The 23506-nt window shown below is 62.4% G+C and carries 28 protein-coding genes and 1 tRNA gene; 24 read left to right on the forward strand and 5 right to left on the reverse strand.

The genetic code is table 11. The annotated features are described in order from the left end of the window. Positions 1–6: 6 nt before the first annotated feature. Positions 7–609: a TetR/AcrR family transcriptional regulator gene (locus CBI38_RS24715; RefSeq protein WP_418328284.1), complete on the reverse strand. Its 603-nt coding sequence runs from the start codon at positions 607–609 to the stop codon at positions 7–9. A gap of 131 nt (positions 610–740) precedes the next feature. On the opposite strand from CBI38_RS24715, the gene CBI38_RS24720 reads away from it, so the two are divergent. Together CBI38_RS24720 and CBI38_RS24725 are read left to right on the forward strand one after the other, a co-directional pair. Further along, the gene (locus CBI38_RS24720; protein ID WP_109333023.1) at positions 741–1565 is read left to right on the forward strand and encodes an oxygenase MpaB family protein; all 825 of its coding nucleotides are present in this window, start codon (positions 741–743) and stop codon (positions 1563–1565) included. Between the two features lie 96 nt (positions 1566–1661). Next, positions 1662–1735: transfer RNA gene (locus CBI38_RS24725), tRNA-Gly, on the forward strand. A 56-nt stretch (positions 1736–1791) separates the two neighbouring features. On the opposite strand, the gene CBI38_RS24730 is transcribed toward CBI38_RS24725, so the two are convergent. Beyond that, positions 1792–2976 carry a site-specific integrase gene (locus CBI38_RS24730; RefSeq protein ID WP_109333025.1) on the reverse strand — a complete coding sequence of 395 codons (1185 nt, stop codon included), beginning with the start codon at positions 2974–2976 and terminating at the stop codon, positions 1792–1794. Next, positions 2969–3388 carry a hypothetical protein gene (locus CBI38_RS24735; RefSeq protein ID WP_109333026.1) on the reverse strand — a complete coding sequence of 140 codons (420 nt, stop codon included), beginning with the start codon at positions 3386–3388 and terminating at the stop codon, positions 2969–2971. The genes CBI38_RS24730 and CBI38_RS24735 overlap by 8 nt, the downstream gene beginning before the upstream one ends. 424 nt (positions 3389–3812) lie before the next feature. Between CBI38_RS24735 and CBI38_RS24740 the strand changes: the two genes are divergently transcribed. The 16 genes from CBI38_RS24740 to CBI38_RS24810 all read left to right on the forward strand — a co-directional run bounded on the left by CBI38_RS24740 (position 3813) and on the right by CBI38_RS24810 (position 11980). Then, positions 3813–4001, forward strand: coding sequence for an excisionase family DNA-binding protein (locus CBI38_RS24740; protein WP_109333028.1), 189 nt, complete (start codon positions 3813–3815; stop codon positions 3999–4001). Then, positions 3998–4162, forward strand: a complete 165-nt coding sequence (locus CBI38_RS37995) for a hypothetical protein (protein WP_162603285.1) — start codon at positions 3998–4000, stop codon at positions 4160–4162. The genes CBI38_RS24740 and CBI38_RS37995 overlap by 4 nt, the downstream gene beginning before the upstream one ends. Next, entirely contained in the window at positions 4155–4796 is a 642-nt protein-coding gene (locus CBI38_RS24745) for a hypothetical protein (protein ID WP_109333030.1), read from the forward strand. The genes CBI38_RS37995 and CBI38_RS24745 overlap by 8 nt, the downstream gene beginning before the upstream one ends. Positions 4797–4905: 109 nt before the next feature. Next, positions 4906–5103, forward strand: a complete 198-nt coding sequence (locus CBI38_RS24750; protein ID WP_109333032.1) for a hypothetical protein — start codon at positions 4906–4908, stop codon at positions 5101–5103. Beyond that, on the forward strand, positions 5100–5303 hold the full coding sequence (locus CBI38_RS24755) for a hypothetical protein (protein ID WP_109333034.1): 204 nt from the start codon (positions 5100–5102) through the stop codon (positions 5301–5303). The genes CBI38_RS24750 and CBI38_RS24755 overlap by 4 nt, the downstream gene beginning before the upstream one ends. Before the next feature lie 75 nt (positions 5304–5378). Next, a complete protein-coding gene (locus CBI38_RS24760; protein WP_109333036.1) occupies positions 5379–6170 on the forward strand; it encodes a bifunctional DNA primase/polymerase in 792 nt (263 codons plus the stop codon). Then, complete coding sequence (locus CBI38_RS24765; protein WP_109333038.1) at positions 6170–7537, forward strand: hypothetical protein; 1368 nt, start codon at positions 6170–6172, stop codon at positions 7535–7537. The genes CBI38_RS24760 and CBI38_RS24765 overlap by 1 nt, the downstream gene beginning before the upstream one ends. A gap of 193 nt (positions 7538–7730) precedes the next feature. Next, the gene (locus CBI38_RS24770) at positions 7731–8087 is read left to right on the forward strand and encodes a hypothetical protein (protein WP_109333040.1); all 357 of its coding nucleotides are present in this window, start codon (positions 7731–7733) and stop codon (positions 8085–8087) included. Further along, entirely contained in the window at positions 8084–8452 is a 369-nt protein-coding gene (locus CBI38_RS24775) for a hypothetical protein (RefSeq protein ID WP_109333042.1), read from the forward strand. The genes CBI38_RS24770 and CBI38_RS24775 overlap by 4 nt, the downstream gene beginning before the upstream one ends. 72 nt (positions 8453–8524) lie before the next feature. Next, positions 8525–8974 (forward strand): hypothetical protein, encoded by a 450-nt coding sequence (locus tag CBI38_RS24780; protein WP_109333044.1) that lies wholly within the window; start codon positions 8525–8527, stop codon positions 8972–8974. After that, positions 8968–9318, forward strand: a complete 351-nt coding sequence (locus tag CBI38_RS24785; protein WP_109333046.1) for a helix-turn-helix domain-containing protein — start codon at positions 8968–8970, stop codon at positions 9316–9318. Before CBI38_RS24780 ends, CBI38_RS24785 begins: the two co-directional genes overlap by 7 nt. Next, complete coding sequence (locus CBI38_RS24790) at positions 9315–9575, forward strand: hypothetical protein (protein WP_109333048.1); 261 nt, start codon at positions 9315–9317, stop codon at positions 9573–9575. Before CBI38_RS24785 ends, CBI38_RS24790 begins: the two co-directional genes overlap by 4 nt. A gap of 217 nt (positions 9576–9792) precedes the next feature. After that, complete coding sequence (locus CBI38_RS24795; RefSeq protein ID WP_109333050.1) at positions 9793–10596, forward strand: hypothetical protein; 804 nt, start codon at positions 9793–9795, stop codon at positions 10594–10596. A gap of 173 nt (positions 10597–10769) precedes the next feature. Next, positions 10770–11084 (forward strand): HNH endonuclease, encoded by a 315-nt coding sequence (locus CBI38_RS24800; protein ID WP_109333052.1) that lies wholly within the window; start codon positions 10770–10772, stop codon positions 11082–11084. 298 nt (positions 11085–11382) lie between these two features. After that, entirely contained in the window at positions 11383–11715 is a 333-nt protein-coding gene (locus CBI38_RS24805; RefSeq protein ID WP_109333054.1) for a hypothetical protein, read from the forward strand. A 1-nt stretch (position 11716) separates the two neighbouring features. Further along, the gene (locus CBI38_RS24810; RefSeq protein ID WP_109333056.1) at positions 11717–11980 is read left to right on the forward strand and encodes a hypothetical protein; all 264 of its coding nucleotides are present in this window, start codon (positions 11717–11719) and stop codon (positions 11978–11980) included. A gap of 2467 nt (positions 11981–14447) precedes the next feature. On the opposite strand, the gene CBI38_RS24825 is transcribed toward CBI38_RS24810, so the two are convergent. Then, positions 14448–14684, reverse strand: coding sequence for a hypothetical protein (locus CBI38_RS24825; RefSeq protein WP_109333062.1), 237 nt, complete (start codon positions 14682–14684; stop codon positions 14448–14450). Positions 14685–15443: 759 nt separating this feature from the next. Between CBI38_RS24825 and CBI38_RS24830 the strand changes: the two genes are divergently transcribed. From CBI38_RS24830 to CBI38_RS24840, 3 genes are all read left to right on the forward strand, one after another. Next, the gene (locus CBI38_RS24830) at positions 15444–16277 is read left to right on the forward strand and encodes a phytanoyl-CoA dioxygenase family protein (RefSeq protein WP_109333064.1); all 834 of its coding nucleotides are present in this window, start codon (positions 15444–15446) and stop codon (positions 16275–16277) included. 34 nt (positions 16278–16311) lie between these two features. Further along, entirely contained in the window at positions 16312–16707 is a 396-nt protein-coding gene (locus CBI38_RS24835; RefSeq protein ID WP_109333066.1) for a RidA family protein, read from the forward strand. 102 nt (positions 16708–16809) lie between these two features. Next, entirely contained in the window at positions 16810–18114 is a 1305-nt protein-coding gene (locus tag CBI38_RS24840; protein ID WP_230989948.1) for an NAD(P)/FAD-dependent oxidoreductase, read from the forward strand. Between the two features lie 74 nt (positions 18115–18188). Here the strand turns inward: CBI38_RS24840 and CBI38_RS24845 are convergent, their stop codons facing one another. Continuing rightward, positions 18189–18845: a TetR/AcrR family transcriptional regulator gene (locus CBI38_RS24845; protein WP_109333068.1), complete on the reverse strand. Its 657-nt coding sequence runs from the start codon at positions 18843–18845 to the stop codon at positions 18189–18191. Positions 18846–18964: 119 nt separating this feature from the next. Between CBI38_RS24845 and CBI38_RS24850 the strand changes: the two genes are divergently transcribed. The 3 genes from CBI38_RS24850 (at position 18965) to CBI38_RS24860 (ending at position 23055) form a co-directional block, all read left to right on the forward strand. Next, positions 18965–19795, forward strand: coding sequence for a phytanoyl-CoA dioxygenase family protein (locus tag CBI38_RS24850; RefSeq protein WP_109333070.1), 831 nt, complete (start codon positions 18965–18967; stop codon positions 19793–19795). A gap of 214 nt (positions 19796–20009) precedes the next feature. Continuing rightward, positions 20010–21506, forward strand: coding sequence for an AMP-binding protein (locus CBI38_RS24855; RefSeq protein ID WP_109333072.1), 1497 nt, complete (start codon positions 20010–20012; stop codon positions 21504–21506). Between the two features lie 250 nt (positions 21507–21756). Continuing rightward, the gene (locus tag CBI38_RS24860; protein WP_230990269.1) at positions 21757–23055 is read left to right on the forward strand and encodes a flavin monoamine oxidase family protein; all 1299 of its coding nucleotides are present in this window, start codon (positions 21757–21759) and stop codon (positions 23053–23055) included. Positions 23056–23506 lie beyond the last annotated feature (451 nt).

Raw genomic sequence — 23506 nt, forward strand, 5'->3', positions numbered from 1 at the left:
AACGGGTCAGCGGGTGTGGATTGCCATCGAGAGCAGCAGATCGGTGCAGGTGTTCACGAGGTCTTCCTCGGGCAGTGTCACGGTGCCGTTCAACCAGGCCGTCAGCGTCTGCGCCAGGCCGCCGACCATGAAATGCGCGGCAAGGTCGAGGCGGGGACTCTCCGCCACCTCGTAGAACCCGACGGTCTGCTTGGTCACGAGGCCGGCGAACAGTCGTGAACTGTCGAGCCGTCGCTGCGCCAGGACCTCGCTCGACTGCGCCACGGAGAACATGAGGCGGCCGTGCCGGGGATCTTCGGCGACCGCACGGACGATGTTGCTTACGCCTGCTTCGACGATCTCGCGTTCGCCCGGCCCCGCCGTCGACACAGCTTCCAACGTGCTGGTGGCGATGCGTTGCACGACATGGTCGTAGACGGCGACGATCAGCGCGTCCCGGTCGGTGAAGCTTTCGTAGAAGTAGCGAGTGGCCAGTCCGGCCCGCTTACAGACTCCGCGCACCGACAGCGTGTGGTCGCCGTCGTCGCTGCCCAGTAGGTCGAGTCCGGCCTCGATCAGCTGCGCGCGACGCTCGGCGCGGCGCGCATCGCCCTCCTGACCGCCATACATGCGACCACCTGTCGAACCTGACGGTGCCGTAACCATGGCGACTATCTTTCCACCGAACTCTGGACGACGAACATATATGTGAGTACGGTCGTATTCAGATCACTTCCCGTGGATGGACAACAGGAGCAACTATGTCGACGTCACTCGAGGCACCCGACCGTCTCGACCAGGTCATGGACGGTGCCGGCTTACTGGCGGGCGCTGCCAACATCATCATGCAGTTGGCGCATCCCGGGGTCGGGTACGGCGTGTACGAGAGTCGGGTCGAGAGCGGGCAGCTCTTCCGGCATCCGTTCAAACGATCACGCACCACGCTGACCTACCTCGTGGTCGCCGCAAAGGGCACCGACGAGGAGAAAGCCGTCTTCCGTCGAGGGGTCGACCGTGCCCACGCCAAAGTGCGGTCCACCGCAGACAGCCCGGTCCAGTACAACGCTTTCGATCCCGAACTGCAGCTGTGGGTAGCCGCCTGCATCTACCGCGGATTCGAGGACGTCACCCGAGCCCTGCACGGCGACCTCTCCCCCGAGGCATCCGCTTTCTTCTACAAGCAAGGCGCCACTTTCGGCACCACCCTGCAAGTCCCACCGGAGATGTGGCCGGCCGACCGCGCCGCCTTCGAGGAGTACTGGAACCGTTCGCTGGCCAACGTGTCGATCGACGACACCATCCGCGAACACGTCCTCTCCATCGCACGGCTCGAATTTCTACCCACAATCATCTCGCGCCTCTTCGGCCCGATGAACCTGTTCTTCACCAGAGGCTTCCTCCCCCAGCACTTCCGCGACGAAATGCAGCTGACGTGGAGCGAGAAGGACCAGCGACGATTCGACCGCATCCTCCGGACCATCGGCGCCGTCAGCCGTCGCCTGCCCAACGCCCTGCGCGAACTCCCCTACAACCTGCTCATGCGCGACCTGCGGTGGCGAATCAAGTCCGGCCGGCCACTCGTCTGAGCATCGGCGTGTGCGCCTCCAGCAAGACTGTCACCATCTGCTAATGTTTGCCCCGCAGGGTGTTGGGCCTGCCTACGGGCGCCCAATATCATGCGCGCCGATGTAGTTCAATGGCAGAACATCAGCTTCCCAAGCTGAATACGCGGGTTCGATTCCCGTCATCGGCTCCACCAGAAAATATCGTTGACCAGGCATTACTTCGGTGAATTGACTCAGCGGAAACCACTCAAGATTTTTCTGTCACAGGGTGTGTCACAGCAGCCCCGAAGACGCTTGCCGCTTGCAACAGGGCCTCGTCCTGACTATGCGCGTAGACCTGCATCGTAAACGCGGCGCTAGAGTGCCCGATCCACTGCGCGATCACAGCCACGGGGACACCCTGAAGGTGCATCGTGGTCGCCGCCGTGTGCCGTGCGTCGTGAAGCCTGATCGGCCTGACCCCTGCCGTGATGGTGATGTCGCGCCAGTACCTCGAGAGGACCGCCGGCGAGTATGGCTGCCCAACCTCATTCGAGACGACATAGCTGCCGTCGCCCACATAGTCGACGCCGAGATTCGCCTTCTCCCCCACCTGCCGTTCCCGTGCATCGACGAGAACTTGCCGCAATCGGGTGGGAATGGGCAGTACCCGGCGTGACGCTTTGGACTTCGGCGCACCTTCAGTCGTTCGCCCGCCCGCCGAGGTCCTGGTGTTCGTGATCGCCAACAGGTTCTTGTCCAGGTCGACGTCCGCCCAGCGGAGTCCGCAGATTTCACCGCGCCGTAAGCCGCACAGGGCGAGGTGCCAGGCTTGCCCATTGCGGTCCCGATCCGCGGCGGTGAGCAGTTTCTCTACCTCGTCTGGCGTGAAGGTTTTCATCTCTACGTGGTCGACCTCGAGTGCGTCGACACCATCCGCGACATTGCGCATCACCAGTCCTTGCTTGCGTGCGTCGTCGAGCACCTGATGCACGGCAAGGATCGTTTTGTTGACGGACCGTGCGGACCACGGCTTCCGAACCCTGCCTGCGGCGGTCACGGTGCCACCGTCGCGAAGTCTGCGGATCATCTCGTCGATGTGACTCTTCTTGATCTGCTGAACTTTCAGGTCGCCGAACAGCTGGCGAAGCGGCTGTAGATCGTATTCGAGCTTGCTCAATGATGTTGGGCGCAGTCGGTGCCGCCCGTTGAGGTAGTCGGCGCACACTTTGTCGACGGTGTGAATGTTGCGGGTGGTGTACTCACCATTGCCGACCTTTGACGTGATCTCGCTGTACGCGGTGCGCACTTCCTTCTCTGTCCTGAACCGCTTCCGGGTTTGACGGCGCTTACCCGTGTCGGGGTCCGGTCCGGCGTCCACGATCAGTTCGTACCGGGTTGCACCGCTGGGCAGGGTGATTTTGCGAACCCCTGGCGGTAGCCGTCTACTCATCGTCGACCTTCAACCCACCCGCGCGCATGTCCAGAACCAGCTCATACAGATTTTCAAGGCGCAGCGTAAGCTCGCGCTCCCAGTTCTCTTTGAGCCGCGGGTTGTTGGTGTCTTTGATGCGCCGCTCAGCACCATCGGTGTCGTCACGGATGGACTGCAACCGCTTCGATTGGATCAGCGGGAGTGCATTCGCCTTCCACGCTTCTACTTGAGTGAGCCACGACTGGTAGTCGGCTTCATCGTCTAGCAATGGCAGCCCGGCTTCGCCTGCGAACCACCGCGCGGCTTCGACTGACCGAACATAACGCGCAGGTAGCACCTCTACTTGACCATCAGCGAGGTCTGGGTACATCAGCTGGACGGGCGGTACCTCAAGAGCTGCCGCGAGGACCGAGAGTTCAGCAACGTCCATCTTCCCCGACCTGCCCCCCGATTCGAGTTTGGCGATGGCGGCCCTTGTGAGTGGGTAGCCGAGGTCCTCGGTCTCTTCGGATAGGCGGAGCGCTGACCACCCTTTTGCCTTCCGCAGTGCTTGTACCTCTTGCCCGATGCGTTCGGCTCGCCGCTGAGCCCACTCGCGTGCTGTGACGGAACCGCGTGTATCTGGCTCAGAAGTGTTCGGCATAGCAGCAATTCTAGGTGAATGCGTTCTGCAGTGCGTCGAACGTGCGACACGCCGGAGACGGTCCGGAGCCTAGGACCGTTTGTGATTCACCTGCGAGCTTTCATCAAAGTTGCTCGCAACATCTCGGGATAAGTGTTTCCGTCGGCCACTAGGTGTACTGTGCTGGATAGCAGCAGACAATACGAGTGCTGTACCGGACAGAGGATACGAGATGCAGAACAAGCTGAATACCATCACAGAAACCCTCGATCGTGTGGCTGTGAGCCGCTCGAAGCTGTACGAACTGATGGATGCTGGCGACATTCGGTCGGTCAAGGTCGGGAAGCGGCGACTGATCTCGGATGCCGCGATCAATGACTGGATTGCTGGCCTTGAGGCCAAGAGCGGTAACGCAGCGTGACCACGTCTGCGGTACTTGACGCCCTCACCGAATACCTGGGCGGCGACCAGAGACGTGTTCACCGACTCTTCGGTGCCCTCGCAGTCGACCACCCCGACGAACTGCTCCACGCCATCCACGTAGCCGAGAACCTCCCCACGAAGGAAACCCCCAATGTCTGATCTCTTCGACGTCCTGATTGCCGAAACCTTCGACACCGTGACGTGGCTACGGGAGAAGGCCCTCACCCCGAAGGCGCGCGCCTACGACCCCGATGGACTCCCCGCCACAAGCGGCCCGAGGTCCACGCCGCCGCTCGACATCGACGTTCTGCACCAGTCCGACACCGAAGCCGCGATCATTGCCAGGTGGGCACTGCACTTCGGTGCCATGCAGCACGATGCACCATTGCTGCCGGTGGGGTTCTGGTACTCGCAGTCGGGCGAACCGTGCGGCTTGCGGACGGATGGCATGTCGGCGCTCGGACAGGTCGTCGACTGGTTCAACGAGAACCGGGCATGGATTGAGGTGCACCCGCGGGCGGTTCTGTTCGGCGCCGAGCTGCGGATGGCGCGTGATCTGTCGGAGAAGGTGCTGGGTTTGTCGGCGCGGTGGATCACGGCCGCGGAAGCGTCGCGGTTGGTGGACAGGTCGGTTGAGCAGATCACGAAGTGGCGTCAGGCCGGTGATGTCGTCGACAACGGTCGCATGGGTGCTGAACGCCGCTACGACCGTGATTCTGTGTTGCATTGCAGGGATCAGAAGTTGGCCTGCCAGAAGGCATCCCAGCGTAAACCCGCAGGTCAGTTGGTGTAGCGTGCCCGCTTGGTAGAGTTAGAAGTGTCGGGCATCGTACCCGCATTCCTCTTGGTTCGCAAGAGCCATATTCCTATCCCTCAGCATCAAACAATGAAAGGGGCGCGCCATGCCTGATGCAGTGCTCAGTGCCGCCGGCAAACTGAGAGTTGCGTATAAGAACGCGGCAGACGACGAGACGATCAACCGTCTACGTGCGGTGATGCATGCACAGCGCGCGATCGCGTTAATTCGTAAGACGTCCTGCATTCCGTTCCCAGAGGATCTCGTATCCGAGATCGCTGATGCCGCCCGTGGTTCCGCATGAAGCACGGAACATTCGCGGTACGCGCCCTGTTCGATCACCCGTTGGGTTGTGACGTTGTCTCGATCAAGTCGTGGACGGACACGACGTCGTGGAATGTACGTATGAGCCTTGACGATGCCGAGGACCTGGGGCACCGGATTCTGTCGGCTGTCCAGTTCGCCCGGCACAACGATGTGCGCGCCGCCAATGAGGCTGCGTGATCCTCACAAAGATGAACCCCCAAACAGTTGCAGCTGTCGGGGGTTCGTGGTCCCAGGAAGGAACCGAAGTAATCGATGACCACTCTAGCAGAACCGATGGTGGCCCACGCGCTTTCGTACGCGCGGTCGGGCATCCCGGTCTTCCCCGGCGAGGATAAGACCCCGCTCACCCCAAATGGCTTCAAAGCCGCCACCACTGACGCCGACATGGTTCGCGACTACTGGGGACGGTTCCCCGACGCGAATGTTCTCGGCTGCCCACCCGTCGGCACCGTGCTCGTCGACCTGGACCGTGCGCGCGCGAAGCCCGGTGAAGTTCTCACTGATGAGATGAAGAAGGACCGGTCCGGTCTGATTCGAATGGTCAACCTGCAGAACCAGTACGGCCGTCTCCCAGCAACGCGGTGCGCAAGGACTGGCGGAAACGGCCTGCACATCTGGTTCGGCTGCGAGGGACCGTTCGTCGCCAAGCCGTTCCCCGGTATAGACATCAAGGTCGGCGCGACAGGGTATGTGGTGTTGCCGCCGTCCCTGCATGCGAGCGGACGCCGGTACGAATGGCTTTCTACTGCACCGATAGCACGTTGCCCCCGGTGGCTCCGTGACCTGATCGTCAAGAAGCCCCATGTGCCGCGTCCTGTGCCCGAACGTAAGCAGGTCGGTGGTTCGGGTGAGGGGTTGGTGAACACGGTCCTCAGCGCGCAGGAAGGGGGGCGTAACAGTGCCCTCCATTGGGCTGCATGCCGTGCACACGAGAACGGGATCCTCGACGACATCGAACAGGATCTCGTAGGTGCAGGACTGAGCATCGGTCTCGATGTCCGCGAGATTGATTCCACGATCCGCTCTGCACGAGGTGGTGCCTGATGACAGCCGGTGTATTCGACATCGGAGAGTTTCGGCACGCCGACACCGAACCTGACGGCGAGTTCTGGGACGCAAAGCCCGCATTGGCCCATGTCCGGGATTTTGCCCGTTCACGTATGGCAAGCCCGTGGGCGACATTGGGCGTCACACTCGCCCGTGTAATCGCGACAATCGAACCGTCCGTCGTGTTGCCGCCAATCGTCGGCGGTGAGGCACCGCTCAACTTCTACATGGCGACGGTCAGTAGGTCCGGTGGCGGCAAGGGTGCCGCCATGAAGGCGTCACAGGCAGCGTTTCCGTTCGTCGACGAGAAGGGTGCGCAGCTTTTCGACCAGCGCCCGCCCGGGTCCGGTGAAGGGTTCGTGAAGTCCTTTGCCCGTTACCGATCAGGCGAGAAGGGGGAAGAGGGCCGCATCGAGCACACCCGCACTCGGGTTTGTTTCGACTGCTCGGAGATCTCGATCCTGACTGCGCTCACTGGGCGGCAGAATGCGACGCTGGGCGGGATTCTGCTACAGGCCGCGATGGGCGAGGTCGCCGGCTTCTCGAACTCTGACGAGACGCGGTCGGTGTGGTTGCAGCCTCATACGTATCGGGCAACGCTTGTCGTTGGTGCGCAGGAGCTTATGTGCGGTCCTCTGTTCGATCAGGCGGGTTCTGGTCTACCTCAGCGGTTCCTGTACATGCCTGGCGCGGATGAGGCGATGCCGGACATCACCCCTAGCGATCCGGGCCCGTACGAGTGGACGGTGCCGCCCGATATCGAGTCGACGTTCGACGCGCTGAACCGTGCAGACGGTTCGACGCCAACGTTCGCGCCGACCAACGCTGTGACGGTCTGCAAAAGGGCCGAGGATCTCATTCGGCAGCACCGTCGAGATCAGAACAGGGGTATCGGCGACCCGCTCGATGGGCACGCACTGCTGTTGCGGGAGAAGGTGGCGTTCGGGCTGGCGGTGTTGTGCGGCGAGTCGGATATGGCGATCACGGACGAGTACTGGGATCTGGCCGGTGAAGTTATGTCCGTATCGAATCGGACTCGCGACGGAATTCAGGAAGCCTTGAAGGGTGCGCGTGCACAGTCGGAGAAGGCGCGGGCTGTGGCGAAGGTTGACGCGGACCTTCATGCAGAAGATCACAAGGAGAAGAAGAATGTTCAGCGGGTCGGGGTGAAGGTTCGCGGGATGCTGTCGGATGGTGACTGGCATCAGCGGAAGCCGTTGCGTGCAGTATTCGCGAGCCGTGATAGGGACGCGTTCGACATCCTCCTTGCCCGCATGGAGTCGAGCGGCGAGATCGAGACTCGGGAGGTCGGTTCGGGGAACAAAGCGGCCACTGAGTACCGACTTCTGACGGCGGCACGGTGAGCTATCCATGGGTGGACGGGTGGACATTTGTCCACCCGAGGTCCGGAGAATTTGCCGATTCTGTCCACCCAACCGAGGTTCAAGATTGCATTCACGCAGGTAGAGCCGTTGACGTTGTTAACGAATTCGCCGTCTACCGCAAGCATGGGTGGACATTTGTCCACCCGTCCACCCAAGCGCCGAAGGATTCCGAATGATTCCGAATGACCAACCCTGCCACCACGTCCTCACGGGCCGCGATGTCGTTGCATGGAGCGATGACGGTGAGGCGCTCGTCCTGGACGCGAAGGTAGGGCGTCTCGTTCCTGTGTACGGCCCGCTGGCAGTCGACAACCGTGTGGTGCAGATGATCCCCGCCACGGGCTGGCAGGTCACCCACAATCACGGCACCGAGGACGAGTTCACCGAGCCGCTCGTTGCTTGGGGGCTCCGCTCGGACGGGTCCGTCGTACCACTGAACACGGACTGCGGTGGTCTCGTTGAAGACCTCGACGGCTATCGCAACTTCCGCATTAGCTCGGTACCGACCGAACGTCAGGAGAACGCATGACCGCGATCAGGTTCACCGACACCGGCAGCGGGCACGCACTGACATTCTCCTATGACCCCGACGTGGTGGGGATCGTGAAGGCGCTGCCGTCGAACCGCCGGAAGTACAACCCCGACGGCAAACAGTGGATGGTTCACCCCGAGGTGGTGCAAGGGTTGGTGGATGCGCTCACCGCTCACGGTCACACCGTTACCGGACTCGACGCGCAAGAGGTACCTACTGGTGGAGTCGATCCCAGGCTCACCCAAGCGGTTGCACTTCTCCGGGATGTGATCGCGGATATGGACGCCGAGGATGCCGCACATAAAAATCTGCGCGCGATGCTAGGCGCTGAGCCGGTCGACGAAGATCAACCGGACTTTTAGATCTCATAATCATATTCCCAGCGGGCCCTGACTTCTTAGGAGGTCGGGGCCCGCTGTTGTACCGGGAGGAAGGTGGACGCTTTGGGTTCAATCTCTCTGCACGGGCTTGTCGCGTCAGCGCCGGCGACCGTACGTGAACTGCGGACTTTCATCAGTGCACGGGGGCACGGCATCGGCGACAAGGTGGACACGGGAGGTAAGCCGAAGTCGAAACCGCCCTGCAATGTCGCGGCAATTGATGCGTCCGATTTGGAGACCTGGATGCTCGTCGAGTGGGCGTCATATGCGGGCGTCGAAGTCCGCGGTGCCGGCCGATTCTGGCGCGTCGGCGGACGTGTCGCCGGTTTAGTCTCCGACGACGTCACGCCAGTACAAGTAGTCGCTGACCGATTGCTACACGCCATGTCACAGCCTGATTGGGTTGAGCCAGAAGGTATGCATGAGGCGCTGAATGATTGCCGGGTACGCCACATCGAGCAGTGGCCGAGTCTGATGGATGTGTTGATGGACGTCCGATGCTGAGCCTGCCCGAGCGGTGGCTGACGCTCGACGAAGCCGCCCGACTGGTAGGCCGCACACCACGCACGATCAACAGTTGGGCTGCCGCCGGCCATATACGGGTACGGCGCACAGGTTCCGGACGTCGATTCGAGTTCAACGAGTTACTCGACGCCCGTGATGCTGCGCGAGCCCGTAGGGAGTTCGGGAACTGGAAACCAGGACCCGGACGACCACCACATCCGGCTAGACCACAAATCCGCACGTTGTTGGCCGAAGGGCAGAAACCCGTCGACATCGCACAACAACTGAACTGCAGCGCGTATCTGGTTTACCGGGTGCGCCGAGAACTGAAAGGCACAACATGACAGCGCCACAACGGTACGGCGGGGCGGCCCGCTACTACCCGCAGACGGACAACCGCAAGCCATGCGCCGTAGCGGGATGCGACCAGGTAACCCAAGCGATATCCGGTCGATGCTTCCAGCACCGCACTGACATTCCGGTTTCCAGGACACAGGACGCAATCTCGGTCGCCGGCATCACTTTCACCGTCGCCGCAGCCCGCGCCCTGGGTGACCGTATCCACGATCTCGCGGACGAGATTGAGAAGGACCGAACATGACCGAACCGCAGTATCCGCCGTCGTGGACGAGACCACAGGATCGGGTGAGCCCAGCAGCAATACAGGCTGAGAAACCGTCTGCGACGCCCGACGCACACGGGGACGACGAGGAACGCGGGAACCGGCAACTCGACTACCTGCACCGCCGCAACGGCACCCCCGAACTATCCCCCCTCTCAAACTCTCACCCATTCGCAGTCTGATTAAGGAACTCCAAATGACCCTCTCCGCAGCCAGCATCAAGCGATTCCACAACGCGGTCACCACCAACGGCGGCACCATCCCCGAGACCCTTCTGGGCATCACCGACAACTTGGAAGCCATCAACGCCTGGCAGCCCGCACCCGCAGGGGCAGCGCTCACCGCCGCACTTTCCAACGGGAAGTTCAACGCCAAGACCGCAGCACAGCACCTCGACGGGGCTCTCGCCGAAGTTCATGATCCCAACCATGTGGCGAAGGTACGCGGCACCGCGACCCTTGCACTCTGCACGCAGTACGAGCAGGAGATCAAGGGTGCAGCCGGTGACGAACTGGTCGAATCCCTGCGCCCCTCATTCGATGCCGCACTCGAAGGACTGCGCACCGCCGCCGGAATGTTCAGCCTCAACGCAGCCCCGGATCAGATCCTTGAACTCGGACACGATGCCGTAGACGCATACAACGCCATCCCGAACCACCGACTGGTACTCGACCGAATGTGGCACGACATCATCGGCTGGCTTGTCGTCGCAACCGGTGACGGCCCCCAGGTACTCGGACAGCCACGAATCGACCGGGTTGCCGATGCCTTGCGCCTGGTAATGGTGATGCCCGCCCCACGTGGCAGCCTCACGGACCTCACCAACGCTATCGAACCGGTGACAACCAACCGGCTTCGTGTTGGGCATTGGGGGCGACTGATGAGTCTCACACCTCTGCACCTGAACAGCCCCAGTGAGGCACGGACGGTCCTCGACGCTTACCTCGAGGACGCGGACGCAAGCATGGCGGCACAGCTTGCAGCCAGCCACTCCAGTTAACCCCACCTGACCACCTGACACGGCGTCAAGGTCACTGCACCAGACGGTCTGGGCAGAGCCAAGCCTGGTCACGATTGCACCTTTCCGCATAGCCAGAGCTGCGCCACACCCCGAGGGCGGCATCGACTCCACGTGAGTTGGCGCCGCCCTCACGCATACCCGAAGGACAACACATGACATGGACCGGCAACGGTGGCCGCACCAGCACCGCCGCACACAGACAACGCCGCAGACGCGTACTCGAACGAGACAACCACCAATGCCAAATACGCGGACCCAAATGCATTGGCACAGCAACAGAATGCGACCACATCATCAACGTCAAAGCATTCGGGAACCAACCCGAACTAGCCGAGAGCGATGAAAACTGCCGCGCAGTATGCAACCCCTGTCACGCCAACAAATCTGCACTTGAAGGCGTCCAAGCCAGAGCCAAACGCAGAGCCAAGCTCAAGCTACCAGTCCAGAAGCACCCCGGACTCCGCTGACACCCGGCACACAACACGTCAGGGGGCCTTCAATTTGACCCCCACCGGGGTGACCCCGACCGCTTCCGCGAGTTCTGTCGGTACCCATAGCGCTGACCAGTCGCCGCATAAGCGCATGAGATCCCAGGGGGTAGCGCACTGATCTGTGGGTGCTCCTGTGAAGCAGCAGAACGCGCGTCAGGTGTACCGGGGTGGGTGATTCCGGCACAGGGCAACTCAGGGCTCAACCAATCGGTGTGCAGTATCGGTGCAGGTCAGAAGCACCAATTCGTAACCAATCGACGTAAGGAAACTAGACATGGGCAGACCCAAGAAATCGGAGGGCATGCGCGTCGTAGAACAGTTGAACAAGCTTCTCGATGCGCCGGCCGAATGGGACGAGAGGGAACTATTGGTGCTCGATTCGATCCGTAAAGCGGCTGATAGGGGTGCACTACTGGCCGATTTACTCACGATAGAAGGCGCGAAGGAACCCGTCTCAACGCGCAGGATTACGGAACTGGCAGCGGAGATCCGCCAATGTGAGGCGAACGTGTTGCGCTGGTCAGCAACGTTGAACCCGGACACGACGGTGCCGGAGCAGAAGAGCCTGCGACACCAGCAGGCGGCGAACACCAGATGGAGGAACTGACATGGCACGAATGCCCAGAGGGACAACGCCGAACGGCTTGCGAGAGCACTTGTTGCGTGAAGCGGAGGACTTCCGTGACCGCTATGGACACATCGACGCACAGGTGTTCAACGAGTTGTCGAAGCCAGTGCGAATGCTCGCCTCGGGTCAACCGGTTGAGCTACGCCGGTACCAGTTGCCCGCTGACCACCACGAACGCTGCGCCGGCCAACCCCACGACGTGCTGATACTCGACGTCGGCAACCGCCTGCACCTAGAGGGCTGATGCTGTCATGGCAGGCAACCCCCGAGATAGCAGACGCTACCGCAACGCAGCCAAGCGACTACGGCGCTCCAGTCAAGTTTGTTGGCTCTGCGGCAAAGACATAGACATCAGCCTCCCCTACACCGACAGGGACAGTTGGACGGCAGATCATTCCGTGCCTTTGAATGCTGGCGGGGATGTACACGGGCCACTCCGACCGGCGCACCGGGGCTGCAATAGCTCAAGAGGCGATGGCATCCGCAACCGCAAGCACAACCCGAAGCCGCCCACCAGTCGGGAGTGGTAATAGCAGCCAAAACCGGCTAGGGGTCGGCAATTTTGGTGGGGTGGGACGGGACCACGTTGGACCCCGTGACACGAGCTACGCGAAATGTGGCAGCTTCTCTCCCCACTGTGAATGAGGGAAGGGGATCTGGTCTAGTCGTCGCGCTCGTCGGACAAAGATTTGGCGGCGACTTCTCGGATCGGGTCCGGAACTGTTTGGCCGCGGCGCTCGTGTAGCTTGATTAGTCGTCGTGCTGCGGCGATTACCTCGTCTCGCTGCGATATGGGTCCTGGGCGGGTCATACCTGGGATGTATGTGGTTCTCATCGCGTCTCTCTTTGGGTGCGCCCGTTTCCCCGCCGGTCCAACCCGAAAGAGCCGGCGGGGATCTGGGCCACAACCTCCCATAGGAAGTCCGGTCTAGGTGACTACGCGACACTATCGGTCAACCATGTTGGCCCGCGCCGCGTGATCGTAGGAATGTGTTGAGGGGTCCACCCGTAGCCCCTGCGTGCCCGCCGGACTGCACACGTGCAACGGCGTGAATCGGGCGAGACGCATGAAGCCCTGCCGCAACCTATCCCACTAACCGCACCCAAAGTCGTCGCCAGAACCCAGTTGTATTTGCTAGCTTTGCGCGTCGTTCATTCGACGCGATCCGCTCGGCCTCCATCGCTCCTGAGTAGCTACGCGCGGCCATCCCCGACGCGATGGACTCCATCGGAGAAGCGCCCTCTGATTGGGCGGCGGCCATGAAACCAACCATCCCGGCGCGATTCCGTTGGGCGTCCCGCTCGTTCTTGTCCGAGGTGCTCATACCCCCATACTCCCGCTTATGAACGATTTCAGGAACCTATGTCGTCCAATCGGACGAACTTTCTCCTGCGATCGAACCAAAGATTCCCATTCCCTCGCACCTTCGTTCCGCGTTCGACTCAAATTCGTCGGTCGGATATTTCTAGACAGACAAGAGAGGAAGTTGGATGCGCTTTCGGAGTGTCGCGACTGGGCTGTTCGGTGGGCTACTGATGTTGGCGGGTGCTGCTGGGCCAGCGATCGCTGCGGAGTCTCACGAGCCAGGTCTGGTACCGGGCTCGGCCGCCACGATGACGGAAACAACGACGACGGAAATGTCTGCACCCGGCGATCCTGAGACTCAGGGCTATGTCAAGCAGAAGTGTGACGGCGGCGTCCGTGTATGCAACTTGACTGAGTTCGATGGGTTTAGTCCGTTCTCACATAATGTTCAGCTTATGCAAGGTTGGCTCGACGGAGGTGCTCAGCGGGTAGGCCATTTTCAGTTCTTTGGACCGCAGGGGTTTGAGTGGAGCGGCATGAATCGCGTTTGGGGTCCCGGTGAGCGCGACACGTGGCGAGGGCTCGCGACGGGAAACGCTGGGGACTGGTGGTGCTCACGATTCTGGGAGGGCCGTGACGGCCATTGGGTCGACGTCAGCGGTCCGGTCTGCGTTTCAGGGTAAGGTGCCAGCGCGACGGGGCGAGATGGCTAAAGAGTTGCCGTGGTCTCTGCTGGAGGTCGTAACTGATCCGGGGGACATCGATAAGATACTGTCGCTGCCGGCGCAGCTACGGGAAGCGGGAAGTAAGAACCCAGAGTTAATCAGGGTGCTTCTTACCTTGTGGCGAGAGTTCGATCAGTATCCCGATCCGGAGGAGTCGCTGACCAGAGCGCTAGAGGCATACTTGCCATCGAAAGATGCCCGGCGTGCGTTGTCGATTGACACATCCTTCCCGTATCGATTGGTGACCTTGGGGATTCTGCGAGCTCGATCGGAATCCGACCAGTAGGTCGTCCTGCGGCCGCCGTATGACGCGGTGTCGCATGAGCAGACGGCCCAGCCGACCAAGCATCCGCCGCTGACGAGTGGGTGACCGTTCGGGCAGTTGTCGGGTGCTTGCTCAACCTTGGCTGCCACGACATGAGCCTACGCTGATTCGAAAGTTTGTTCGACAGATTCAGTCGTCTGACGTAGGCTCCGGTGGCGAGTCACTGGTTGGTTGTCGGAGGGAAGCCGACGACCACCAGTACTCGCCTTCTGCGTAATCTCGCCGGTGGTGCAGCAACTCGAGGGTCCACAGCATCCAATCTTCACGCCAGTCATGGTCCATATCGTGTTCGACCATACAGAGCGGCCCCGGTTCCCTTGAACGGGATTCCGGGGCCGTCTTTTTGCGTTGAGGATCAGTCGAACAAGGCGCGGAACCACTCCACCATTTCGCCGTCGACCAGCCGGGAGATCCGGTACACGTCATCAACGCTTAGCCCGTCGGGGTTCTCGTCTGACAGGACCGGGGTGCGTAGCTGGTGCTCTGAGTATCCGAGGTGTTCTGCAACCTGCGGGATGGTGTAGCCGGCTTCCTCGATGGCGGTGTGCATTCTGGTGAGGAATTCGGCGTGCTGCGCGATGGTGATGGTCAACGTAGGTCTCAGTTCTGTGCGGGGAGCTGGGTTCGGCTCCGTGGTTCATATCGAGTAGTTGAAGGTTTCGTTACTCCGCCACGGTCCAGCCCTAGATGTCACAGAGAATGTCACAACAGGGCGAGAATAGCGGTGGACGGAGAACGACAACAGCGGATCAATTTCGCTGGTCAAGATGGTTTTAAGATACAGCCCGACACCACTGAATGCCACTCGGTTCTACTTCCCAAGCTGAATACGCGGGTTCGATTCCCGTCATCGGCTCCACGATTTACAGCCTCTCACCTGTATTTACGCAGAATCCCCCCGTCGCCGAGTCGGCCACTGCAGCCCCAGCTGTAGCCCAGCACTTTTCGGCTGCGCCTATCACCGATAGTTTTGACGCCCGTTTCGAGCGGATCTTCGGTCAGTCTGCACGACGTTCGACGCTGTGGGCGGGGCGGAGCAGTCATCCGCCCGGTCCCGTGGCAGCCAACGATGCTGCGTGGCGCGTGGCGGATGGGGGTGCCGCGAACAGACTCTCGACACGAACCCTGCGGTTATTGGACGCCTCCCAGCCCAGGGTCCGAGCTGGAACGGCATCCGCAGGTCCGGGTAGACCGTGGCGGCTCGACTCCGCGAGGGCAAACGCGTCTCCCCGAACTTTTAGACAACGGTCGTCATGAAATTTTAAGCAATTCGCATAACAGGTGTTGTGCATATCGTATCGATCGCTTACCGTGACCCTCGTCACCACATCCATCAAGGATCGGAGAGATCATGATCGACGAGGCAACCAAACAGCAGTTCCGCGAAGACGGGGCGGCGCTGATCAAGAACTGGCTGAATCCGCAGCAGATGGACGAGATCCACGAGGCATTTCTCTGGAGCGTCGCCAACCCTGGTCCGCACGTGTTCAACCGGCTTGACGGTACCGAGCTGCAGACGCACATTGACAACGCGAACCCGCGCGCCAAGGACAAGTTCGACGACCTCGTCGCCCGGATGCCCTTCGCGGATCTTTACGCCGAACTCTGGGGTTCGGAACACGTTTGGTACTACGCAGAAGAGGTGTTCGTCAAGGACGGCGGGGCCAGCGGCCGCGGTCCATGGCACCAGGACACCTCGGTGATGCCGCTGGCCGGAGAACATTGGGGCAACGCCTGGATCAGCTTCCAAAGCCTTCCCAAGAAAAACTCCCTGGAGATCATTCGCGCCAGCCACCACGGAGTCAGGTACGACGGCGCCAGCTTCTCGAACGCCGACGACCCGACCGACCCGGCCTTCGGCGACGGCACGCTGCCCCGCCTGCCGCACATCGACCGCGACCTCGCCCAGGATCCCAATTCTTGGGATGTCATGTCGTGGGCGGTCGAGCCCGGCGACATCGTCGCATTGCACCCCTCGTCGCTGCACGGTGGTGCGGGGGTAGATCAGGAGACCCCGACGCGACACACCCTGGTGCTCCGATTCTTCGGTGACGACGCGACTTTCCGTGTTCTGCCCGAATCGAACCCGCGCTACGCCCGCAACGGGTTCTTGTTCACGGAGGAGATGGCCAAGCTCAATGACGGTGACCCGTTCCGCTCGCCGATCTTCCGCCAGCTCCGATGACCCACCCACGAGCACACACGACAACGAGAAGGCCATGAAGCGCAAAACCATCAACCTCGACACCACCCGGGCCACCTACGAGCGACTGCATTTTTCACAAGCGACCCAGGCCGAGAACCTCATCTGGGTGTCCGGGCAAGTGGGCATCGACCGTGCCACAGGAGAGATTCCCGAAGATCCGCAGGCTCAGGCGCGACTGGCGTTCGAAGGCGTCAAAGAGGTTCTTGAAGAAGCGGGTTCGTCTTTGGAGAACGTCGTCGAGTTGACGACGTTTCACACCGATTTGCAAGGTGACGGTCCGGGTTTTGCCGCAGTGAAAGATCAGTACATCGGCGAGCCGTACCCGTCGTGGACCGGAGTCGGCGTCACTCAGCTCGCGCGGCCGGAGTTCGTCGTCGAGATTCGCGTCGTCGCACTCGCGGGAGACTGAACCGCCGACCCCATTCCACTCGACCAGCGCAACTATGTCATCGCTATTCGTGCTGTCGCCGCTCCAGGCCTCAGCACGAATCAGCAGAAACGCAAGGAACCCATGAAGACTCTCACATCGCCGATGAAGTACTACCCGAGCACGGGCTGGGTCGACCGTCCCACTCATCTCGAGGCGCCCGTTGAGGGCGAGCACCACTGTGACATCGCCGTGGTCGGCGGCGGCGTGGGCGGCATGCTCACGGTGCTGCGCCTGGCCGAGCACGGCCGCGACGTCACCCTGCTCGAATCCGACCTCTGCGGTTGGGGTGCGAGCGCACGCAATGCGGGCTACCTATCGAGCACCGTGGGAAGCGACCCGCGCATCCTCGCGAAATACTACGCGGGTCGTTTCCATGGCCTGGTGCGCTTCGCCGACTCGGCGGTTCACTTCACCGAAGACCTGATGGACCACCATTCGATCGACTGCGACTACGAGCAAACCGGCATTCTCGCTTCTGCCGTGACACCGTCCCAGCTCGAGGCGGTGAAAGCCGGCGCCCGGATACTCATCGACGCCGGCATAGACTCGGAGATCGTCGACGGTCGTGACATGGGCGTTCCGGATGCCTTCCTGGGCGGCATCTACGCACGCATCGGTGGGATCATGAATCCGGGCAAATTCGCTCTCGGTCTGCGCGATGCCGTCCTGGCCTCGGCTATCACAACATTCGAGCAGAGTCGGGTCCTCGACGTCAAAGACACGGGTGACTCGGTCACACTCGATACGTCCAGTGGTCGCGTCCACGCCAACCAGGTGGTGCTGACGAACAACGCTCATGCGAAAGAACTATCGATCACACCCCGATGGCTCTCCACCCCCGTGCAGGTGACCGCCATCGAGACCGAGCAGGTGGCACCAAGCCTTCTCGATGCGGCCGGCTGGACGAGCCGCACCCCGATGGTGACCAGGCACATGGTGATGGAAAGCTACCGAACGACACCGCGCGGCACGATTGTCGTCACCACCCGCAAACTAAAGATGTCGCGCGGAAAGATCACCGATCGCCAGCCCGAGCAGGCGATCGTCGCCGATCTGATACGAGCATTTCGTACGCGTTTTCCCACATTGCACGATGTTCAACCGGCGAAGGCGTGGGCCGGATGGATCGGCATCACTCCGTCGGTCTTGCCGGTGGCCGGATATGCGTCTCCTCGCGTCATCTACAACAGCGCGTGCAACGGCCACGGTCTGGCTCAAGCACCATATCTCGGAAGTCTCGTCGCCGATTACATCTGCGGCAAAGGCATGCACGACCACCTGAAGGCCGTGTGGCGGGCAAAACCGAAGTTCGCGCCCGGACTCGTCAATTCGCAGACACTCCAGCTGGCATGGCTAGCGGACCGGCTCACCGACCGTCGCGGCTGAGCCCTCTCCTCCAGAACCGATCCCGCTTGACACCGGCCCCGCGTGCGTGGACCACCCGTCGCCCTGCCAGCCGACTAGCGCCGCGCGCCCGGGACCGGGGCAATCAAGGCGACGGCGGCATCGACAAGTTCCCGAACCCGGCCCGGGGTGAACCTCTCCGGTTCGAGGGGGAACAGCAACGCCCAGCCGTCGGCCATGGCGCTCAGCTGATCGGCGAGCAGGTCCGCGGAAATGTCGTCCCGAACGGTGCCCCTCACCTGCCCGGCCGCGATGATCGAGGTGTACACCTCACGGAACCGCCCGTAGCGCTGCTTATAGACCGCGGCGAGAGCCGGGTCGTGTCGCGCGTGGGCGAGTAGTTCGGACATCACGGGCCAGAACTCGGGGTCGCTGGTGGTCAGCCGCAGCCAGCGTTCGAACAGCGCCTCGATAGCGGTTTCCGCTTGAATGCCCTCGAGCATCGCGTCGTAGCGGTCGAACCGGCTCTCGACCAACGCGAGGACCAGTTCCTCCTTGTTGGCGAAGTAGTACGTCACTGCCCCGGTGGTGTATCCCGCCCTTTGGGCCACCTTGCGCAACGACGCGTTGGCGTAGCCCTCCTCCGCGATCGTCGATGTCGCCGCCTTCAACAACTCCACACGCTTCACCTCGGGGTCACCCGGCGGGCGACCCCGACGCACCGCCATCTCGGCACCGCCGCCGCTTGCTTGTCGGGTCTGCTTCTTCAGCACTCTCTGATTGTGTCACAGATTTTACAGAACGACCGTTGTGCAAAATACCGTTGCTCGTTACAGTGACCTGTGCCACCTCCGGCAGAAGCGACCTCTCCCGAAGAAGAAAGGGACCACAGATGGATGAGTCAGTGCGCCAGGCATTTCGGAACGACGGAGCCGTCCTCATCGAGGACTGCCTCGACGAAACGCAGTTGGCGCAGTGCCATGAAGCGTTCATGTGGGCCGTCGACAATCCCGGCCCCCACGTCTTCCGTCCCCTCGACGGGACCGAACTGCGCACCCACATCGACAATGCCAACCCCCTCGCCAAGGATCGACTGGACGAGCTGGTGTCGTCGCTACCGTTCGGGAAACTGTTCGCCGACCTATGGGGCTCGGAACACGTCTGGTACTTCGCCGAGGAGATCTTCCTCAAACAGGGTGGGACGAGCGGCCGCGGACCGTGGCATCAGGACACCGCCAACCTGCCGTGGGAAGGCCGACACTGGGGCAACGCCTGGATCTCCTTTCAGTCTCTCCCCAAACAGAATTCGCTCGAGATCGTCCGCGGCTCCCACCGCGGTATCCAGTACGACGGGGCCAGCTTCTTGAACCCCGACGACCCCACCGAACCGCTCTACGGCGACGGCACCTACCCTCGTCTGCCGGACATCGAAGCCGAACGCGCGGTCGACCCCGACGCCTACGACGTGCTCTCCTGGGCCATCGACCCCGGCGATGTCCTTGTCCTACATCCTCGCTCACTCCACGGCGGCGCCCCCGTCGACGCAGCCACCCCGGACCGCCACACACTGGTGCTGCGCTTCTTCGGCGACGACGCCACCTTCCGCACGCTTCCGGACGCGAACCCGAACTACGCCCGCAACGGAGTCCTCTTCGCCGACGAGATGGCGAAGCTGAACGAGGGTGAGCCCTTTCGCTCCCCCATCTTCCGTCAGCTCCTCTGAACCGCCCCTCGCAGGAAGGCAGACCCGCTCATGTACGCGCCTGAAGTATCCGCCTCCACGGACCGGCGCCCCCCTTGCTCGTCGATCACCTCGGCGACCCCGAGCGTCGGGCCTGGTGAGCGGTTCGCCACTGTCGCCGACACGAAAACAAGGGCTGCTCGTCGCCTCGTGTCGGTGCCAGACGTCCTGCGCACTCCTCTGAAAGGTCTCTTCGATGCCCAACCTGCTCGACCCCATTGCCCGTCACGCGGCCGTATCACCCACCGGCATCGCACTGCGCACCGCGACCGCACCCTGGACATATGCGGGCCTGCGCGACGCCAGCCTGCGGTACGCGGGGGCCCTGCGCGACGCCGGTGTCGGTGCCGGTGATCGGATCCTCCTCGCTGCGCCGTCCGTTCCCGAGTTCGTCGTGGCCTACATGGGGATCCAAGCGCTCGGCGCAGTCGCGGTCACCGTCAACACTATGTGCACTACCGAGGAGATCGCGTATTACCTCACGGATTCGGGTGCGCGCCTGGCCATCGGTTGGCACGGTCTCGGCCCGGCGGTCGCCGAGGCCGCCGCTGAAGTCGGAGTTCCGGTCTGGCATCTGGAATCGGGTGCGCCCACCGATGCCGCCCCCATCCATGGCGCCGTCGCCCGCACGAGCGACGACACGGCCGCGATCCTCTACACCTCCGGCACCACCGGAAGGCCGAAGGGCGCCCAGCTCACCGTGGGGAACCTATTGTCCGCGGGTGAAATCGCCGCCACTATCTGCCGGAGCACCAGGGCCGATCGCACCGGTACCGGACTGCCGCTGTTCCACGTGTTCGGTCAGGCATCGGTGATGATGGCCAGCTTCACCGGCGGCGGCTCCCTGTCCCTGCTCAGCCCGTTCACCCCGGACGGCATGCTCGACATGCTTCGGCGTGACAACCTCACCATCCTGGTCGGGGTGCCGACGATGTGGAACGCGATGTTGCACGTCGCCGGCGACGCCGAGACGGACTTCTCACACCTGCGGGTCGCGGTGTCCGGGGGCGCGTCACTGCCCGGCGAGATCGCCCGGGTCTTCGAATCCCGTTTCGATTGCAGCATCCTCGAGGGATACGGCCTGACCGAGACCACCGCGCTCGGTGCGTTCAACGATGTGGACCGCGGCGGCAAGATTGGTTCCGTTGGCGCCGCGGTGCCACGCCTTGAAGTCGGGGTCCGCGATTCAATCGGACATCCCTGCCCGGACGGGGTGGTGGGCGAAGTGTTCATCAGGGGCGACACGGTGATGAAGGGATACTGGAACCGTCCTGACGCCACCGCCGCGGTCCTCGACCCTGGTGGCTGGTTCCGCACCGGCGACCTCGGTGAGTTCGACGCCGACCACGACCTGCGCATCGTGGACCGGCTCAAGGACCTGATCATCCGGGGCGGTTACAACGTCTACCCCGGTGAGGTCGAGGAGGTCCTCTACCAGCACCCCGACATCGTCGAGGCCGCGGTCATCGGAGTGCCCGACGACCACTACGGCGAGGAGGTCGCCGCAGTGGTCGTCCGTCAGCCCGACTCGGACCTCACCGAAGAACAGGTCACCTCCTGGTGCCGGAACAGTCTGTCCGCGTACAAGATTCCTCGAATCGTCCGTTTCGTGGACCAGCTTCCGAAAGGTTCGACCGGAAAGATCCTCAAGCGCGACATCGACTGCACCGGCCTGCAGAAGACGTCCACCTAGCCCCGGCGCTTGGCCCGGGCCGACCCGCCCATGGGATGAACGGTGGCGCCTACCTGGCACGTGGAAAGAGCAGACACTCCGGCCGGGTTGAGGCGACAGGACCAGCCATGTTCATGGCCTGACTCACGAAACGCCTTGCCATGCAGATTATTCCGTTCTCTTCCTTTTGCACACTTGTGATGCAAGTGGTGGAGTGTGCCACCACAGTCCCTTCATTCATACAACTGACACCCGTGAGGGGCTTCTCGTGATGGAAACGTTCGACGTTGCAGTAATCGGTGCCGGTTTTGCCGGTGTGACCGCGGCCCGCGATCTCAGCCTCGCGGGCCACTCGGTGGTACTACTCGAGGCGCGCGACAGGATCGGTGGCCGAACCTTCCTCGGTGACGCATTCGGCCGGTCGGTGGAGTTCGGTGGCACGTATGTGCACTGGACTCAGGCGCATGTCTGGCACGAGCTCGAGCGCTACGGCCTCGGCCTGGCCACACCCTTGGAGCTCGAGAAGATCTACTGGCTCGCCGGCGGAGTTGTGCACTCGGGAACCCCAGCCGAATACACCGCCATCGCCGGTCCGCTGACTGCCCGGTGCCTGGCCGATTCGCGGGAGTGGTTTCCGCAGCCGAGTGACATCGCCGCCGCTGATACCAGCGTGATCGAGAAGCAGACGCTGGCGGACCGGATCGACTCGTTGAACCTGCCCACCCACGACCGAGACGTGCTCTGCGGCGCAATGGCGTCACTGGTCCACTCCGAGAGCGAGCAGGGCATTGCGCAGTTCCTGTTGTGGGCCTCGATCAATTGCGGCCACTGGGACGCCTTCAAGGAAGGGGCCGGCCACTGGCCGATCGTCGGCGGGACCAAGCGGCTGCTCGACGCGATCAACGGTGAGTCGACGGCCGAGCTGCGCATGTCCACTCCGGTGACGGCGATCGAAGACGACGGGCGCGGGACCGTGCTGACCACCCGTGGGGGCGAGACCCTTCGCGCCCGGTACGTCGTCGCCGCGGTTCCGCTCAACACACTCGGCGATGTGATCATCACCCCCGCACTCGCCGAGCCGGTCCGCACGATGGTCGAAGAGAAACACCCGATGAAGACCGTGAAGATCTGGGCTCGGGTCCGGGGTGAGATCGAAGCCTTCGCCGCGATGGCCCCCGCCGGAAGGCATCCGATCAACACGGCCAGGGTGGAATACCGCCACGACGGTGACACGCTGGTTGTGTGCTTCTGCTCCGACGCCTCGGCGATCGACAGCGAGAATCGCGAGGCAGTGCAACGCGCGCTCCGGCTGTTCGTTCCCGACATCGAGGTGGTCGATACCGCCTGCCACGACTGGGTGACCGACGAGTTCTCGCAGGGCGCGTGGGTTCATCACCGGCCGGGCAACCTCACGCAGTCGGTGCCGCGGATGCGGGAACCCCACGGCCGCATCCACTTCGCCGGCGGTGACATCGCCGAGATCGGTATCGGTGGTATCGACGGTGCCATCGAGACCGGCACCAGGGCGGCTCGCGAAATCGCCCGAGCGCTGGCCGACGCACGCCGCTGATCAGGACCCATCCCTGTCGACACCGGGATCGGGGCCCGGCGTTCCAGCCGGCGGTGTCGACCGATCACCGCAACACCCAGGCATCATCGGCGGAGTCGACGAGTGCCTTGACCCGGCTTGGGGTGAAACTTCCGGGTTGATGGAGGAATAACAGCGGCACACCCGTCACCCGAATTAAATTTGCCGGCGAGCAGATCTGCGGGAACGTCGCCCCGGAGGGTCCCCGCTGCATCGTCAACGCTATCCGTGACGCCCGTCCATCGGCGACCCGCGACTGCGAATTGTTCCATCCCGCTTCACTCATCGGTTGTCTGCCAACGTTTCCCGCTTCCCTCAACCCCTGGTTTTGCCATTGCTCAATCCTCCCCGAGGGAACCCAAACATTGACACAACAAGTGTTGTGCAAAGACTGGTTCGCGGTTACAGTGATCCACGTCACCTCGACCTGGGT

This window comes from Rhodococcus oxybenzonivorans, assembly GCF_003130705.1.
GTDB classification, from domain to species: domain Bacteria; phylum Actinomycetota; class Actinomycetes; order Mycobacteriales; family Mycobacteriaceae; genus Rhodococcus_F; species Rhodococcus_F oxybenzonivorans.